The organism is Mesorhizobium qingshengii (assembly GCF_027563465.1).
Classification (GTDB): Bacteria; Pseudomonadota; Alphaproteobacteria; order Rhizobiales; family Rhizobiaceae; genus Mesorhizobium; species Mesorhizobium qingshengii_A.
Window position 1 is genome coordinate 12,730 of the sequence record NZ_JAPFQA010000020.1, and the last position, 14,139, is coordinate 26,868.

Annotated in this window: 16 protein-coding genes; 9 read left to right on the forward strand and 7 right to left on the reverse strand. The window is 61.2% G+C overall.

All coding sequences use genetic code 11. The annotated features are described in order from the left end of the window. Positions 1 to 122 precede the first annotated feature (122 nt). The 3 genes from OOJ09_RS27685 to OOJ09_RS27700 all read left to right on the forward strand — a co-directional run bounded on the left by OOJ09_RS27685 (position 123) and on the right by OOJ09_RS27700 (position 3,410). Positions 123 to 1,658, forward strand: a complete 1,536-nt coding sequence (locus tag OOJ09_RS27685) for an FAD-dependent oxidoreductase (protein WP_269908242.1) — start codon at positions 123 to 125, stop codon at positions 1,656 to 1,658. Positions 1,659 to 1,743: 85 nt separating this feature from the next. Then, complete coding sequence (locus OOJ09_RS27690) at positions 1,744 to 2,037, forward strand: hypothetical protein (protein ID WP_269908243.1); 294 nt, start codon at positions 1,744 to 1,746, stop codon at positions 2,035 to 2,037. Positions 2,038 to 2,798: 761 nt separating this feature from the next. Then, positions 2,799 to 3,410 carry a YitT family protein gene (locus OOJ09_RS27700; RefSeq protein ID WP_269908244.1) on the forward strand — a complete coding sequence of 204 codons (612 nt, stop codon included), beginning with the start codon at positions 2,799 to 2,801 and terminating at the stop codon, positions 3,408 to 3,410. A 93-nt stretch (positions 3,411 to 3,503) separates the two neighbouring features. Here OOJ09_RS27700 and OOJ09_RS32100 read toward each other — a convergent pair whose 3' ends face one another. The 4 genes from OOJ09_RS32100 to OOJ09_RS27715 all read right to left on the reverse strand — a co-directional run bounded on the left by OOJ09_RS32100 (position 3,504) and on the right by OOJ09_RS27715 (position 6,966). Further along, the gene (locus OOJ09_RS32100; protein WP_420107560.1) at positions 3,504 to 3,779 is read right to left on the reverse strand and encodes a hypothetical protein; all 276 of its coding nucleotides are present in this window, start codon (positions 3,777 to 3,779) and stop codon (positions 3,504 to 3,506) included. 122 nt (positions 3,780 to 3,901) lie between these two features. Further along, positions 3,902 to 4,549, reverse strand: coding sequence for a Tim44/TimA family putative adaptor protein (locus OOJ09_RS27705; protein ID WP_269908245.1), 648 nt, complete (start codon positions 4,547 to 4,549; stop codon positions 3,902 to 3,904). Between the two features lie 60 nt (positions 4,550 to 4,609). Beyond that, entirely contained in the window at positions 4,610 to 6,205 is a 1,596-nt protein-coding gene (gene ctaD / locus OOJ09_RS27710; protein ID WP_269908246.1) for a cytochrome c oxidase subunit I, read from the reverse strand. 98 nt (positions 6,206 to 6,303) lie between these two features. After that, positions 6,304 to 6,966, reverse strand: a complete 663-nt coding sequence (locus OOJ09_RS27715; RefSeq protein ID WP_269908247.1) for a 5-formyltetrahydrofolate cyclo-ligase — start codon at positions 6,964 to 6,966, stop codon at positions 6,304 to 6,306. A 126-nt stretch (positions 6,967 to 7,092) separates the two neighbouring features. Between OOJ09_RS27715 and OOJ09_RS27720 the strand changes: the two genes are divergently transcribed. Continuing rightward, the gene (locus OOJ09_RS27720; protein WP_269908248.1) at positions 7,093 to 7,938 is read left to right on the forward strand and encodes a LysR family transcriptional regulator; all 846 of its coding nucleotides are present in this window, start codon (positions 7,093 to 7,095) and stop codon (positions 7,936 to 7,938) included. Positions 7,939 to 8,006: 68 nt separating this feature from the next. Next, a complete protein-coding gene (locus OOJ09_RS27725; RefSeq protein ID WP_269908249.1) occupies positions 8,007 to 8,552 on the forward strand; it encodes a DUF488 family protein in 546 nt (181 codons plus the stop codon). Between the two features lie 158 nt (positions 8,553 to 8,710). Here the strand turns inward: OOJ09_RS27725 and OOJ09_RS27730 are convergent, their stop codons facing one another. After that, on the reverse strand, positions 8,711 to 8,917 hold the full coding sequence (locus OOJ09_RS27730) for a hypothetical protein (protein WP_269908250.1): 207 nt from the start codon (positions 8,915 to 8,917) through the stop codon (positions 8,711 to 8,713). 67 nt (positions 8,918 to 8,984) lie between these two features. Continuing rightward, entirely contained in the window at positions 8,985 to 9,284 is a 300-nt protein-coding gene (locus OOJ09_RS27735; protein ID WP_269908251.1) for an XRE family transcriptional regulator, read from the reverse strand. Between the two features lie 206 nt (positions 9,285 to 9,490). On the opposite strand from OOJ09_RS27735, the gene OOJ09_RS27740 reads away from it, so the two are divergent. From OOJ09_RS27740 to OOJ09_RS27760, 4 genes are all read left to right on the forward strand, one after another. After that, positions 9,491 to 10,129 carry a hypothetical protein gene (locus OOJ09_RS27740; RefSeq protein WP_269908252.1) on the forward strand — a complete coding sequence of 213 codons (639 nt, stop codon included), beginning with the start codon at positions 9,491 to 9,493 and terminating at the stop codon, positions 10,127 to 10,129. 9 nt (positions 10,130 to 10,138) lie between these two features. Beyond that, on the forward strand, positions 10,139 to 10,837 hold the full coding sequence (locus tag OOJ09_RS27745) for a CBS domain-containing protein (RefSeq protein WP_269908253.1): 699 nt from the start codon (positions 10,139 to 10,141) through the stop codon (positions 10,835 to 10,837). Between the two features lie 27 nt (positions 10,838 to 10,864). After that, a complete protein-coding gene (locus OOJ09_RS27750) occupies positions 10,865 to 11,269 on the forward strand; it encodes a group III truncated hemoglobin (RefSeq protein ID WP_269908254.1) in 405 nt (134 codons plus the stop codon). Positions 11,270 to 11,519: 250 nt separating this feature from the next. Next, positions 11,520 to 13,538, forward strand: coding sequence for a hydantoinase/oxoprolinase family protein (locus tag OOJ09_RS27760; protein WP_269908255.1), 2,019 nt, complete (start codon positions 11,520 to 11,522; stop codon positions 13,536 to 13,538). Positions 13,539 to 13,631: 93 nt separating this feature from the next. Here OOJ09_RS27760 and OOJ09_RS27765 read toward each other — a convergent pair whose 3' ends face one another. Beyond that, positions 13,632 to 14,108 (reverse strand): MarR family winged helix-turn-helix transcriptional regulator, encoded by a 477-nt coding sequence (locus OOJ09_RS27765; RefSeq protein ID WP_269908256.1) that lies wholly within the window; start codon positions 14,106 to 14,108, stop codon positions 13,632 to 13,634. Positions 14,109 to 14,139: the final 31 nt, after the last annotated feature.

A 14,139-nucleotide genomic window follows, 5' to 3' on the forward strand; every position in this document is an offset into this window, starting at 1 on the left:
TATCTGGCGCATGTGCCGAGAGCCTGAGGGCGCCTTACCAGGCGGAAGGTATCCCGAAGCGACGCGGATCGCCGCTTCGCCGAATGAGCGATTTTGACACCAGATCGCCAAGGGAGAAGAAAATGGCTGAAGGCCATACCAAAATCGTCGGGCCGGATCTGGCCCAGGGAATCGCGTTGTCCGACCTTCCTGATGGCGGGAAGCTTGCCGGCCATTGCGGCGGCGAGCAGGTGTTGCTGGTGCGCCGCGGAACCGAGGTGTTCGCGGTCAGCGCGACATGCACGCATTACGGTGGGCCGCTCGCTGAGGGCCTTGTGGTCGAGGATACCGTCCGCTGCCCCTGGCACCATGCGTGCTTCGATCTGCGAACGGGCGAAGCGTTGCGCGCTCCTGCCTTCATTCCTCTCGCCTGCTGGACCGTCGAACAGCGGGATGGCCGGATATTCGTCGGCGAGAAACTGAAACGGACGGCTCCGAAACCGCGTTCCGGAGGCTCCGGTCCGGTCCCCAAGAAGATTGTCATTGTCGGCGGCGGCGCGGCGGGTTTCGCGGCGGCCGACATGCTGCGACGGGAGCAGTTCCAAGGCAGCATCGTGATGATCAGCGACGACCATGCGCCACCGGTCGACCGGCCCAACCTCTCCAAGGACTACCTCGCCGGAAAGGCCCCTGAGGACTGGGTTCCGCTCCGCGGCGAGACGTTCTATTCAAAAAACAATATCGACCTGCGTCTCGATACGAAGGCCGTTGACATCGACCTGCGTTCCCGTGAGGTCGTCCTCGCTGATGAAGGAAGGGTCCCTTACCACAGGCTGTTGCTTGCAACCGGAGCCGAACCCGTCCGCCTGACCATCCCAGGCGCCGACCAACCACACGTTCACACGCTGCGCTCGCTCACAGACTGCAGGGCGATCATCGAGCAGGCCACCACGGCAAGCCGCGCGATCGTGCTTGGAGCCAGTTTCATCGGGCTCGAGGTTGCCGCCGCCCTGCGGGCCCGCGATATCGAGGTTCATGTCGTGGCGCCGGAAAAACGGCCCATGGAACGGGTCCTGGGGCCGCAAATTGGCGACTTCATCCGCGCCCTCCATGAACAGCATGGCGTCGTATTCCATCTGGAGAACACGGCGAAAAGCATCGACGGCAGGAAGGTGAAACTTAGTAGTGGCGGTACGTTGGCGGCGGATTTCGTCGTCGTCGGCATCGGCGTGCGGCCGCGGATCGGACTTGCCGAAACGGCGGGACTGGTCGTTGACCACGGCATTGTCGTGGACGCCTTTCTGGAAACGAGCGAACCAGGGATATTCGCGGCCGGCGACATCGCGCGCTGGCCAGATCCTAACAGTGGCGAGAGCATCCGGGTCGAGCATTGGGTGGTTGCCGAGAGGCAAGGGCAAACAGCCGCCCTCAACATGCTCGGCCATCGGGAGATATTCGCGGCTGTGCCGTTCTTCTGGAGTCAGCACTACGATGTTCCCATCAACTATGTCGGCCATGCCGGGCAATGGGACGAGATCGCGGTCGATGGAGACATCACAGCCAAGGATTGCCTCGTTCGCTTCAAGCGCAAAGGGCGTACGCTGGCTGCCGCTTCGATCTTCCGCGACGTCGAAAGCCTGGAGGCCGAGGTGGAAATGGAGCGCCAAATGCCAACTTAGCAAGCGCTCATGGGCGCCATGATCCGGAGAGAGTGGAACCAGGATGGCGGAGCGGTGTGCCGTCGTGACCAAAGGAGTTCTAGCTATGCCCACAATTCAACAACAGAACCTTATCAACGATTTGCGCACGCTAGCACCCGCTCAGCATCATTCGAAGATTGTCCAGTTCGTCAGAGAGGTTGCAGGGCAAGCGTCCGATGAGACGCCGACTTCGGTTGAAATCTTCTCGGACAGCGGCCGCTGGTACTGCCGGGTCCGTCGCGGCGATGAAAAGACCCGGCCGATGGGTCCCTATACCAAACAACAGGCTGAGCGGATCCAGGAAGTTCGCAGAATGTTGATCGCCAAAAAAGGTACCGGCCGGATCATGTTCGAATAGGAGGGCGAGGACCTTCACGATCACGCCAGTTCGTTCCGCGGGCCAACTTCTTGCGCCATCCATCTTCCTCGATACGAAAGAGGAACAGCACCGGGTGTTTCGCTGCATTGACCGAACAGCTGATCGTCGGAATGCGGACCTGACGGGACTGACTTCCCACATTGTTTCTGCGTTTGTCCAAAACAACGCTGCGCCGGCGGCTGGTCTGCCGGGTTCGATATTATCGGAGGACGCCCCTCTGAGAAATCTCTGTCGGCTGGAAATCGTTGAACAGCCGCCACAAACACCACGGCCTAACCCTGGCGAATACGGGGCGAAATGGGAGCTCCCGCGCGCTTATCCAAGGGGTGGCTCCGCACCATTCCGCGGTCCGGTCTGAGCTTGCGAGATCATCGGGTCTCGGCCGGAAGCCCGCTGCACCTGTCAAGCAACAGAGGGCGAAGCGAAAGGCGATAGCTTAACTGCTTCGTCAGTCCTGCGGCTGTCACATGCCTCCTTTCGTGACACGACAAGCTTTCTGTCGGGAAGGTCGGTGTGCTGTCGGGTCGAACTGCCGCGTCCACACATGGGCATGATCCAGCAAAGCAAATTCCTGCGCATGTCTGGGCTGTGCGTGATCTCGTTTGCGCAGGCGCAAAGATCGCGCGCCCTCTGTCGACTACAGATGGCCCCGATCGTTTCGATATTGGCTCAGGGGCGGTAGGTCCAATTCTTCAGCACAGATTTGGAAAACCGTTCCTGACCGCAAGCGAGGCTGGCAAATGGAACACCCAGAACACTACCGGCACGGCCTCCATGAAGATGCCTTGGCAATGGTCCTGGGGACGCTCTTCGTCGCACTCGGCACGGTGATCTACGCCAAGGCGACGCTTCTGGTCGGCGGAATCGCCGGAATGGCCCTTTTACTGCAATACGCTACCGGCATGCAGTTCTGGTTGGCTTTCTCCCTTATCAACATTCCCTTCTACTATCTGGCGATGAAACGAATGGGCTGGCGTTTCGCAGTCAGGACGTTTCTCGCGGTCAGCCTCGTTTCCCTGTTGTCGCGGCTGTCGGAACATTGGGTCGAATTTTCGTTGCTAGACCCCACCTACGCAGCAGTGCTAGGCGGCGGCCTGTGCGGGACGGGGCTGTTAATTCTATTTCGCCATCGCACCGGTCTCGGTGGCATCAATATCCTGGCTATCTTTCTTCAGGAGACCTTTGGGATCAGGGGTGGGTATTTCCAGCTTGCCGTTGATCTCGGCATACTCGGTACCGCCTTGTTTGTCCTGACACCCGATCATCTCATGCTGTCGATCCTTGGCGCCACGATCGTCAACATGGTCATTGCCATCAATCACAGGCCCGATCGTTACCTGGGCGTCACATGACGTTCGGCGCCGCAGACCGCAGGCGACCGACCCCGCTAAACCGATGTCGTTGAGTACGGGTCGCGCGCAAGCCAGCGGGATGCAGCCCTCATTTCAGATCAACTGCCGACCGAGGAGGATGGGACCAGGTGCATCGCATTGCGGTCGGCACCAGTCATAACGCGATGGGCTGTCCCCGGTGCCAACACGTCGGGTTTGTCGCCAGCGCAGGGTGCGTCCGGAAATCGGCAGGACCAAAGGCACGCCGTTCTTGCCTGAAAGGCGGATCGCATATCCATCCATCGCCGCCTGGTCGAATGGCGGAAGTGCACGCGGAGCTTCGATCGTGTCGGCCGGAATGCGCCCTACCGCATGCTGCTTGAAAACAATCTACGGGCCAGGTCGAATCGAGGTGATAGACAAACAACGGATGCGCATCGTCACAAGTTGACAAAACCCTTCCTGGCAGGCGAACGCTCTGGGTTGCCTGCCCCTCAACTGGTACACGGCGTTCAGGCGTTTTTTCGAAGAACACATGCTCGTTCCTCGCCTTCGGTTGCAATCAACGTCCATTTCCGCCTCGTTGAGGGACGTTCACGGGCGAATGTCCACGCATCGACCACCTCAACGATCTGCTGGGGATCGCCGGCAACAATCGCGCCGCTGGCCGAGCGTGTAGCGCTGACCACGTCGGAAACGAAGCGAACAACAATCTCAGCGGCATCATCCTCCTCGAGAGCATCTACCACCTTTGCTTCGTTCGTGCCGATGAAGGTGAGTTGCAGCATCTCCTCCCGATCCCGGCGTCCGGCGATGGCTCGCTCGAAGGCATCAAGCACTTGCGGTCCGACAAGGCGCTTCAACGCCTGGATGTCGCTGTCCGCATAGGCTCGCAGGATAACCTCATACGCCGTCTTGGCGTCGGCCAGAAACGCGTCGAGGTCGAAATTCGGGTCGATCTCCCGGATCACATCCAAGAACGTGCCCGCGGAGCACGTGTTTTCGAGACTGTCGGTTCGTTGCTCCATCGGCGCATCGTCCCGCTTGGTCTTGTCGCCCGACCGCGGCAGACGTTGGCCCCAACCACCCAGCAATGCCCAATAAAACGCGATCATCGCCACGAGGAGGAGCTGGCTGTTTGGATCTGTGGTCTCGTTCATGACGTTCTCCCGACAAGATGTCGAAGTGACCGCAGGGGGCGATTGAAGGAAGGGCCGAAGTCAGAGAATGCGCGGCAGCTTTTCCCATTGATGGAAGGGCGGCGGCGATGGCAGCTGCCACTCGAGCGTGGTTGCCCCTTCGCCCCAAGGATTGGCGCCGGCCTTGCGTTTGCGGCTGAAAGCTTCCGCCACCGTGATGAAGAAGACGACAAGTCCCGCCGTTGAAATGTAGGACCCGATCGACGAGACGAAATTCCATCCGGCAAAAGCGTCGGGGTAGTCGGCATAGCGTCGCGGCATGCCGGCCATGCCCAGAAAATGCTGGGGGAAGAAGACGAGGTTGACGCCGATGAACATCAGCCAGAAATGCAACTTGCCCAGCCTCTCGCTATACATGTAACCGGTCATCTTCGGGAACCAGTAGTAGAAGCCGGCGAAGATGGCGAAAACCGCCCCCAAAGACAGCACGTAGTGAAAGTGAGCGATCACAAAGTACGTGTCGTGCAACGAACGATCTATACCGGGGCTGGCAACCATGATGCCGGTGACGCCGCCGATGGTGAAGAGCAGGATAAAGCCGAGAGCCCATAGCATCGGCGTCTTGAACTCGATCGATCCTCCCCACATGGTCGCCAGCCACGAAAACACCTTTACGCCGGTTGGAACGGCGATGACCATTGAGGCGAAGGCGAAGTAACGCTGGGTGTCGGCGGACAGGCCGACCGTATACATATGGTGTGCCCAAACCACGAAACCGATCGCGCCGATTGCCACCATCGCATAGGCCATGCCGATGTAGCCGAAGATCGGCTTCCTGGCGAAGGCCGAGATGACATGGCTGATGATTCCGAATCCGGGCAGGATCATGATGTAGACTTCAGGATGGCCGAAGAACCAGAACAGATGCTGGTAGAGGATCGGATCGCCGCCGCCGGACGGTGAAAAGAAGGTCGTGCCGAAATTGCGATCGGTCAAAAGCATGGTGACCGCGCCGGCGAGCACCGGCAGCGACATGAGAAGCATGAAGGCGGTGACCAGCATTGACCAGGCAAACAGAGGCATCTTGTGCATCGTCATGCCGGGAGCGCGCATGTTGAAGATGGTGGTGATGAAGTTGATAGCGCCAAGGATCGAGGAGGCGCCCGAAAGGTGGATCGACAGGATGACGAGGTCGACGGCGGGACCGGGCTGGCCGTCTGTCGAATAGGGCGGATAGAGCGTCCAGCCGCCGCCATGACCGAGCGTGCCGGGCGCTCCTGGCACGAACATTGAGGTGATGAAGAGGATAAACGACATGGCCAGAAGCCAGAACGAGATATTGTTCAAACGCGGAAAGGCCATATCGGGCGCGCCAATCATGATCGGTACCATCCAATTGCCGAAGCCACCGATCAGCGCCGGCATGAGGACGAAAAAGATCATGACCAGCCCATGGGCGCTGACGACGACGTTGTAGACACCTGGATCGCCAAATATCTGCAAGCCTGGCTCCTGCAACTCCATGCGGATCAACACGGAAAGCGCGGTGCCGAAGACGCCCGCCATGATCGAGAACAGCAGATAGAGTGTCCCGATATCCTTGTGGTTGGTCGAGAACAGCCACCGGACGAGAAATCGGGGCTTGTGGTCATCCAAGCTCGTGGCTGGATCAGACATGATGTGCTTCCTGCTGTTTGCTTTCGGCAGGCGGGGCAGAATCAACGATGGATCTGCGTTTCGCCGTCACAAGCGGATCGGGCCGTGCCTGCATTCATTCACTGGTCCGTGACGATCACATCCATTGGAACGTCGTGCGGCTGCGGATAGATGGTCGGAACCCTGCTGCCGGCGTAGCCGACGCCGATGACGAGAGGCCGCTTCGGCGCGGCGGCCAGGGTTCGGTCGAAGAAGCCGCCGCCATAACCCAGGCGATAGTTAGCCTGGTCAAACCCGACGACAGGCGCGATGATCACATCCGGTTGGACTGATGGTCCGTGTGAGGGGACAAGAATATTCCAGATGCCGCGCTCCAGCGGGTCTCCCGGTCCCCAGATTCGAAACTCCAGCGGCCAGCCTTTCTTGATGACGACTGGAAGCGCGATCCGCCCGCCGCGCTCGATCACCTTTATCGCCCAGTTGCGGAGATCGGGCTCACCGCGGAATGGCCAATAGCCGCTGACAATCCGCCCACCTACCCGGCCGACAGCCAGATCGAGGGCGGACGCGATCCGTAAAGACCTCGCCATGCGTTCCTCGGCATCGACCGCGAGACGCTCATCGATCAGCCGCTTGCGTTCCGCCTTGCGCCATCGACGGACGTCGTGCCATGCGTCCTGGACGACCAGCTCGGTGCCGTACCCAGGGACGAGCTCATGCATGAAACATGGCGGAGAGGCGTATTCTCTCGTTTCCGGGTGAACATCCTCCCGATCAGACATCGCACGCTCCCTATCCGTTGCGGCGGAAACTCCGCCTGCCTGGACGTTGCGCCGCGTAAAACAGGAAGGCAAACGGAATTAAATGCTGTATTAGTGCAAGATTATTGCACTAAACTGGAGGCTGCGATGGACATCGACCGCGCGCGCACGTTTCTGGAGATCGTCCATTCCGGGAGCTTTCTGAGAGCCGCCGACCGACTCCACGTCACCCAGACAACTGTCAGCGCGCGGATACGCACACTCGAGGAAGAGCTCGGACGTCAGCTCTTTGTCCGCAACCGCAATGGTGCGCAGTTGACGCCAGCGGGCCGTGAGTTCGAGCGGTTTGCCCAGTCATTCGTGCAAATCTGGGAACGGGCTCGCCACCAGCTCGCCATCCCATCGGGGCGGACGAGCGTCGTTGCCCTGGGCGGAGAGCTCAGCCTATGGAACCCGCTGCTGCTCGACTGGCTGGTCTGGATGAAGAAGACGAGGCCGGAAATCGCCATCCAGGCCCAAGTCGGCGTGCCGGACCAGCTCCTCGAGCAGCTCAGAACAGGCGTTCTGGACATTGCGGTGCTTTACGCCCCGAAGCTGCTACCGGGTTTCCGGGTAGAGCTTCTCGTCGAAGAGCAACTCGTCCTGGTCCGGACCACGGACAGGGAGGGAGTACCTGGCAGTTCCAGGGACTATGTCTATGTCGATTGGGGGCCGCTGTTTGCGGCCCAGCATGACTCCACTTCCACTGCCTTCGGCGAGCCGGGACTGATGGTCGGCCTTGGCCCGCTCGGATTGAGCTATATCCTGCGCGCTGGCGGAATGGGCTATTTCCGCAGGGGCGCCGCAGCTCCCCATATCGCGGCGGGGCAGCTGGAGGTCGTGGAAGGCGCGCCGGAGTTCACCTATCCGGCCTATGCCGTCTATCCGGAAGCAAGTGAAGCGCGAGCCGATGTGCAGGAGGCGCTGCGCGGCCTGAAGCAAGTTGTGAAATGATCGTCCCTCCAGGCGCAAAGAAACGGTTCGCGTCACCGGAAGGATGGATCGCCACGGATTGACCGAACATGCCTTACCCGTTCCACACCATCGGTCACTCGACCCGGTCGATTGCCGAATTCGTTGCCCTGCTGCGAGTTGGAGAAATCGCCCTCGTTGTGGACATAAGAACCGTCCGGCGATCGCGGGCGAACCCGCAGTTCAACAGCGAGTTGCTTGCGGAAAGCCTGGGGGCGTTCGGGATCGGATATGAATACATTGCCGAGCTTGGAGGCCTGCGCGGCAAGGCCCACGACATTCCCCCGACGCTCAATGCATTCTGGATCAACCAGAGTTTTCACAACTACGCCGACTACGCGCTATCGGCGGCGTTTTGTGGCGGCTTGGACCGGCTCGTGGCCCTCGGTCGGCAGCGGCGGTGCGCCATCATGTGCTCGGAAGCGCTTTGGTGGCGCTGCCACAGAAGAATCGTCGCCGACTACCTGATCAGCCGCGGCGAGTCGGTTTTTCATCTGATGGGCCAGGACAGGATCGAGCCGGCGAAACCCACAGATGGTGTGAGGGCGGCAGCCAACGGAACGCTTGTCTACCCGCCTTCACAGGCTTTGGGATAGTCGAGCGCTCAGGCGGCTGACGGACCAGGATCGTCGAACCCGGCGTTGCAAGCCACCATGAAAATCACGACGGATTTTGGCTGCGCTGTTCATGCATGCATAGTTGGTGAAGCAATCCTGGAGGTCAAGGCAACCGCCTCGGCGGCACCAGTCTTGAGCTATTCGCGGCGAGCGCCGAGCAGCGTGTTTATCACCAGCTCTCTTCCAGACCGGTTTATGCCGGTCCCGCGCGGTCTCTCTTCCGCAAGCCCGAGGAAGACAAGGCGTTCAGCCATTGCTTTCGATAGGGCCGGGTAGGGGCCGCGATTCATGCGCTTAAGCGCCGTCTGCTCCTCTTCGGTGAGATCAGCCCACGTGACCGTCATGACGGCCTCCCTGCTTGCACCGGCCGGGCTGCGACCGCGAATTCCTTGAGCCCCGAAGACCCGTGGCCTATGGAACGGCATCTATGCCGACAATGCCGCCTTCATTCTCCAGAACGCCAATCCGCTTGACCTCTGAGCGGTTGAGTTTCAGGCGAACGCCGATACCGCCGCCGTTCTCGGCGATGAAAACGGCGCCGGCGTTTTCAAGCGCGGTTTGCAGCGTGCCGCAGACATCCTGGCCGGGAAGGCTGATCCGGCGCTCGAATTCTTCGATGATCGGCGCATCCACGCCTGAATTGCCGGCGAGCTTTTCGCGGGTCCATTCAACCAGCGCACGGGCGGCACGGCATTGAGCGCCGGTGATCATCTTCAAATCTCCTTCCGGACCGCTTTCGGCAGCGGAATCACCGCCTGCCAGAAGCCAAGACGGTTCGCGCGCGGCGACTTCACCTGTCAAAAATGCATATCGAATGGGAAAAGGGAAGGGCCGGCACACGCCGCAACCGCAATTATAATGCAAAATAATTGTGTTGAAGCGGCAATAAATTTCGTTTGTCTTGCAGGTAAGGATAAGTGAAGCTCGTGCGTAGCGAAATTGACAGATTGGGTGCCAGCCAGCAGGTCGGCAACGCCAGGGGGAGTTCTTGGCGGTATCGCGCGAAGGGCGCCTTGGGCTCGGCGATGATGATAATGGACAGGCTTGAACGCGATTTCGGCAGGATACTTTCCGGCAGGGACGTTCAACGTCATGTGGTCGGGCGAATGGTGTCTGCCAGCCGCCTCGACGTATATGGCCGCAGCCCAATCACTCCTTCGGATGACAATACTCTCAAGACACGGCTGCGCCAGGAACTGCTCCTGCAAGCACAGACCCGGCTGCCGATCACCTATATAAGATTGGCCGAGACCATGATTGGTTCGCACGCAACAGGCGTGATCCGGGACGCACTCGAACAACTGATGGACGACGATGCGGACGAAGGCCTGCCATTGCTTGCGGCCATTGCCGTGAAGGCGCTGCAACCTGGCTTGCCCGCTCCCTGGTTCTTTCGCAAAGCAGAGGACATCGGGCTGTTCGCCGGCGATCCGGTCGATCTGGAAGCCTATGCTTTCCATGCAAGGGAGTTCTATCGCGCGATCAGCCTTAATGCAGGTCTGTCGGGGCAAGCCTCTGCAAGGACCCTGCCGGCTCCGCCGCCTGCAGACAGGTGAAGGAGAACGATGCTGATCGCCAGGGATGTGATGACGTCACCGGTCATCGCGGTCGGGCCTGACAGTACGGTGGACGAGGTCGCCGATGTCCTTCTGTCGCACGGGGTCAGCGCCGTGCCGGTGATTGATCAGGGTGCGCTGCTGGGCATCGTCAGTGAAGGAGACCTGATCCGCCGGGCGGAGATCGGTACGGCGCCGCAGGGTCATTCCTGGTGGCTTCGGCTTTTCGCCAACAACGCCGCTCTTGCGGAAGGCTATGTCAAGTCTCGTTCCGCGCATGTGACCGACGTCATGACAAAGCAGGTTGCGACCGTGGTCGAGGGCACCCCAGTCGTCGAGATCGCAGCCCTGCTTGAACACAATCGGATCAAGCGTGTTCCGGTGCTGCGCGACGGACTGGTGGTCGGGATCGTCAGTCGCACCAATCTGGTGCGGGCCCTGATCGTCGCCAGGAAGGGTTGGCGCGCTCCGGTCTCTCCTGACGACAGCAGCATCCGGTTGGAGATTCACGACGCCTTGAAATCCGAACCATGGCCCTCGACTGGAAGGTCGGACGTAACCGTGACCAACGGCGTGGTCGCCTTCTGGGGAGCCTACCTCTCGGAGCAGGAGCGGAAAGCCACGCTCATTCTGGCCGAAAACACCGCCGGCGTACGGGCTATCGATGATCACCGCGTTGCACTCGAGATGACCTATGTCGTGGTCTGAAGGCGCGGATAAGCGTTGGAGCAGAGTATGCCGTTGATGCAGACAGCCCCGATTAGCGAAGAGCAGATTCGCCAGCTCGTCGCTTGCTTCTATGGCAAGATCCACGCCGACACGGATCTCGGGCCGACTTTCGAGCGCGTCGTTGCGGGCGACTGGGAAACACAGCTGGCGGAGATGCACGATTTCTGGTCCTCGGTCACGCTGACCAACGGGTTCTACAAGGGCAGTCTCGTCGCGGTTCACAAGCACATGGGTGGATTGGAGATCGGTCTGCTCGACCGGTGCCTCGCCTTGTTTGGCCACAGTTGCGATGAATTGCTCGACAGCGAGACTGCGGGACTCTGTTGGCTGAAGGCCGCCCACATCGCCGAAAGGCTGAAGCTGTCCCTGTTCCATCGCCCTGACCGGCCGTGGCTGAGAGACGCCTCATGACGCTCGTGGCCCCTGACAATTGCATCAGACGCATCAAATACATCGACCGCGTGGGAGCCTGTCCCGTGGGCTGCTTCCATGAAGGCGAGATCATGCTCGCCGTCCCGCTAAATGCACCCACGGCTGGGTTTGCGAACCCGGATGCCCGGCGAAGGCCATCTTTCCCGACACCGCGGCCGGGTCTCGACGATCGGCGCGCGTTGAAACACGGATATTTCTCGCCGGGGCCTGGGCTGGGCGACTGCACAAGATGAACGCATATGCGCACCAGCCGTCGCCTCTGTATCTGGGCATCGACACCGGCGGCACGTACACCGATGCCGTCCTGTGGTCGGAATCTACCGGCATTGTGGCCAAGGCCAAATCGCTGACCACACGACACGATCTTGCCGAGGGCATCGCCGGTGCCGTCGATGCTGTTTTGGCCGAGGCTGCCGTCAGACCCAGCGCGATCAAGCTTGTCTCGATGTCGACCACGCTGGCCACCAACGCGCTCGTCGAAGGGCAGGGCGGACGGGTCGCGCTGATCATGGTCGGCTTCGATGAAGCCGATCTTGCCCGGAGCGGATTGTCCAAAGCCCTCGGCTCCGATCCGGTCATCCTTTGCCAGGGCGGACATGACGTCCACGGCGATCCGCGTCCTTTGGTGCTGGACGCTCTCGTGGCCGCGCTGCCGTCTCTCGGCGACACTGTCTCGGGTGTCGCCGTGGCCTCCTATTTTGCGGTTCGCAATCCCGAACATGAGATCGCGGTACGCGACGTCATCCGCGCGCGGACCGGGCTTCCGGTGACCTGTTCGCATGAATTGTCGTCGAAACTTGGCGGCCCGCGTCGGGCGCTGACGACGCTTCTCAATGCGCGACTGATCTCGATGATTGATCGCCTCGTCAACGCCACCGAGGGCTTTCTGGCGCAACGTGGGATCGTCGCTCCGCTCATGGTCGTACGCGGCGATGGCGCGCTCATTACCGCCGAATTCGCTCGGGCCCGGCCGATCGAGACCATCCTCTCAGGACCAGCGGCAAGCCTGGTGGGGGCGCGGTACATGACCGGCATCGATGACGCCGTCGTGTCCGACATTGGCGGCACCACCACCGACATCGCCGTTCTCGACGGCGGCCGCCTGCGGCTCGATCCGGAAGGCGCCACCGTCGGCGGAATGCGAACCATGGTGGAAGCCGTCGCCATGCGCACCTTTGGCCTCGGTGGAGATTCGGAAGTCTCGCTTCATGAGCGATCGCTGACTTCGACGATCGTGCTCGGGCCCCGCCGACTGGTACCGCTGGCGCTCGCGGCAGTGAAGCACGACGATGCCATATACAAAGGTCTCAAGCGGCAGTTGCTCAGCCCAAACACGAGCCGGCTGGACGGCCGTTTCGCGGTGCGTACGGGTGTGCCCGAGCGTCTCGCTGCAGGCCTGACGGTTACCGAGGCAAGGCTCTATGCCGACATATCGACAATTCCCGCCGCGCTTGATCGGCTGCTCGTATCGACGTCACAGGTCGCAACACTCAACCGCCTGGTCGCGCGCGGTCTGGTGCATATCGTGGGCTTCACGCCCTCCGACGCGGCCCACGTGGTCGGCCGGCAAGGGAATTGGGATCCCGTCGCGGCTCGACTGGGCGCCGAACTGTTTTCACGCAAGCGCGACGCCCAGGGGCATCGTGTCGCCAAAGAAGCAGAAGCTCTTTCCGAGATGGTTCTCGCCACGGTGACCCGGCGTTCGGCCGAAGCTATTCTTGAAACAGTCTTTGCCGAGGACGGGCTGGAGGGCGGCGTCTCCATTGCCAGCCCGCTGGTGCAGCGGGCGGTTGGCCGACAAGGCGGCATGGCGCAGCTGTCGATCGCACTCGACCGGCCGGTGATCGGCCTCGGCGCATCGGCGTCGCTTCACTACGCGGGGCTGCCGCCGATCATCGGCAATGCGTGCAGGATTGCCGAACATGCCGACGTCGCCAATGCGCTGGGCGCGGTGGTCGGGCAGGTACGGATGTCGGCGGAAGCCCGCGTCAGCCAGCCGGAGATCGGCCTCTTCCGTCTCAATTCCGGCCTGCGCCTGGACGATTATGACACCGAGGACGAAGCAATGGCCGCCGCCGAAGCCCACATTCGCGCCTTGGCAGCAGGTCTCGCCGAGCGCGCCGGGACCGATCAGGCGCGGATCGAGATCTCACGGGACATAAGGGTTGCTACAATCGAGGGCGAGCGCAGTTTCGTCGAAGCCATCGTCGTCGCTACAGCCACGGGGCGGCCGCGCATTGCGTCATGACGCAGATCAGGGCCGCCCACCGACCACGTCCCGCATGTGCAGACGAATTGAAGCACAGGCGACCGAGTTTTCTAAACGGCCGCGGGATCCGGGCTACGTGCCCGCGACTCCACAATCGGGACCTGGCGCCGATTGGTCGCCATCGCGGACGAGCAGACGCCTCAGCATCGGTTCTATGCGTGAAAGCTCGTCGAGATGCGCGGCCGACAGCTCGGCCAGGCAATCGTCGGCTCGCTCGGTCAGCCGCAGCAGCACGCGGCGATGGTCGTCCCTGTCCTGATCCCGCGCGACCAGTCCTGCCTCGCTGAGACGGTTGACCAGCTCGACGGCGCTGTGATGGCGGATGCGAAGGCGTTCCGCCAGATCGCCAATCGCCACCGGTCCGCCGCCTGGGAAACCCTTGATCGCCAGCAGCGCCTGGTGCTGGCGCGGCGTCAGGCCGGCGTCTTCCGCCTGCAATTGGCTGAATTCGAGGAAACGGCGGATCAGGTAGCGAAACTCGGACAGCCGCTGGTAGTCGGCTTGTCTGATGGCGGGGCGTGGTTTGTGCGGCTGCGTCATGTCTGACATTTGTTCGTTTTCCGCGAAAGCTCAAACGGAT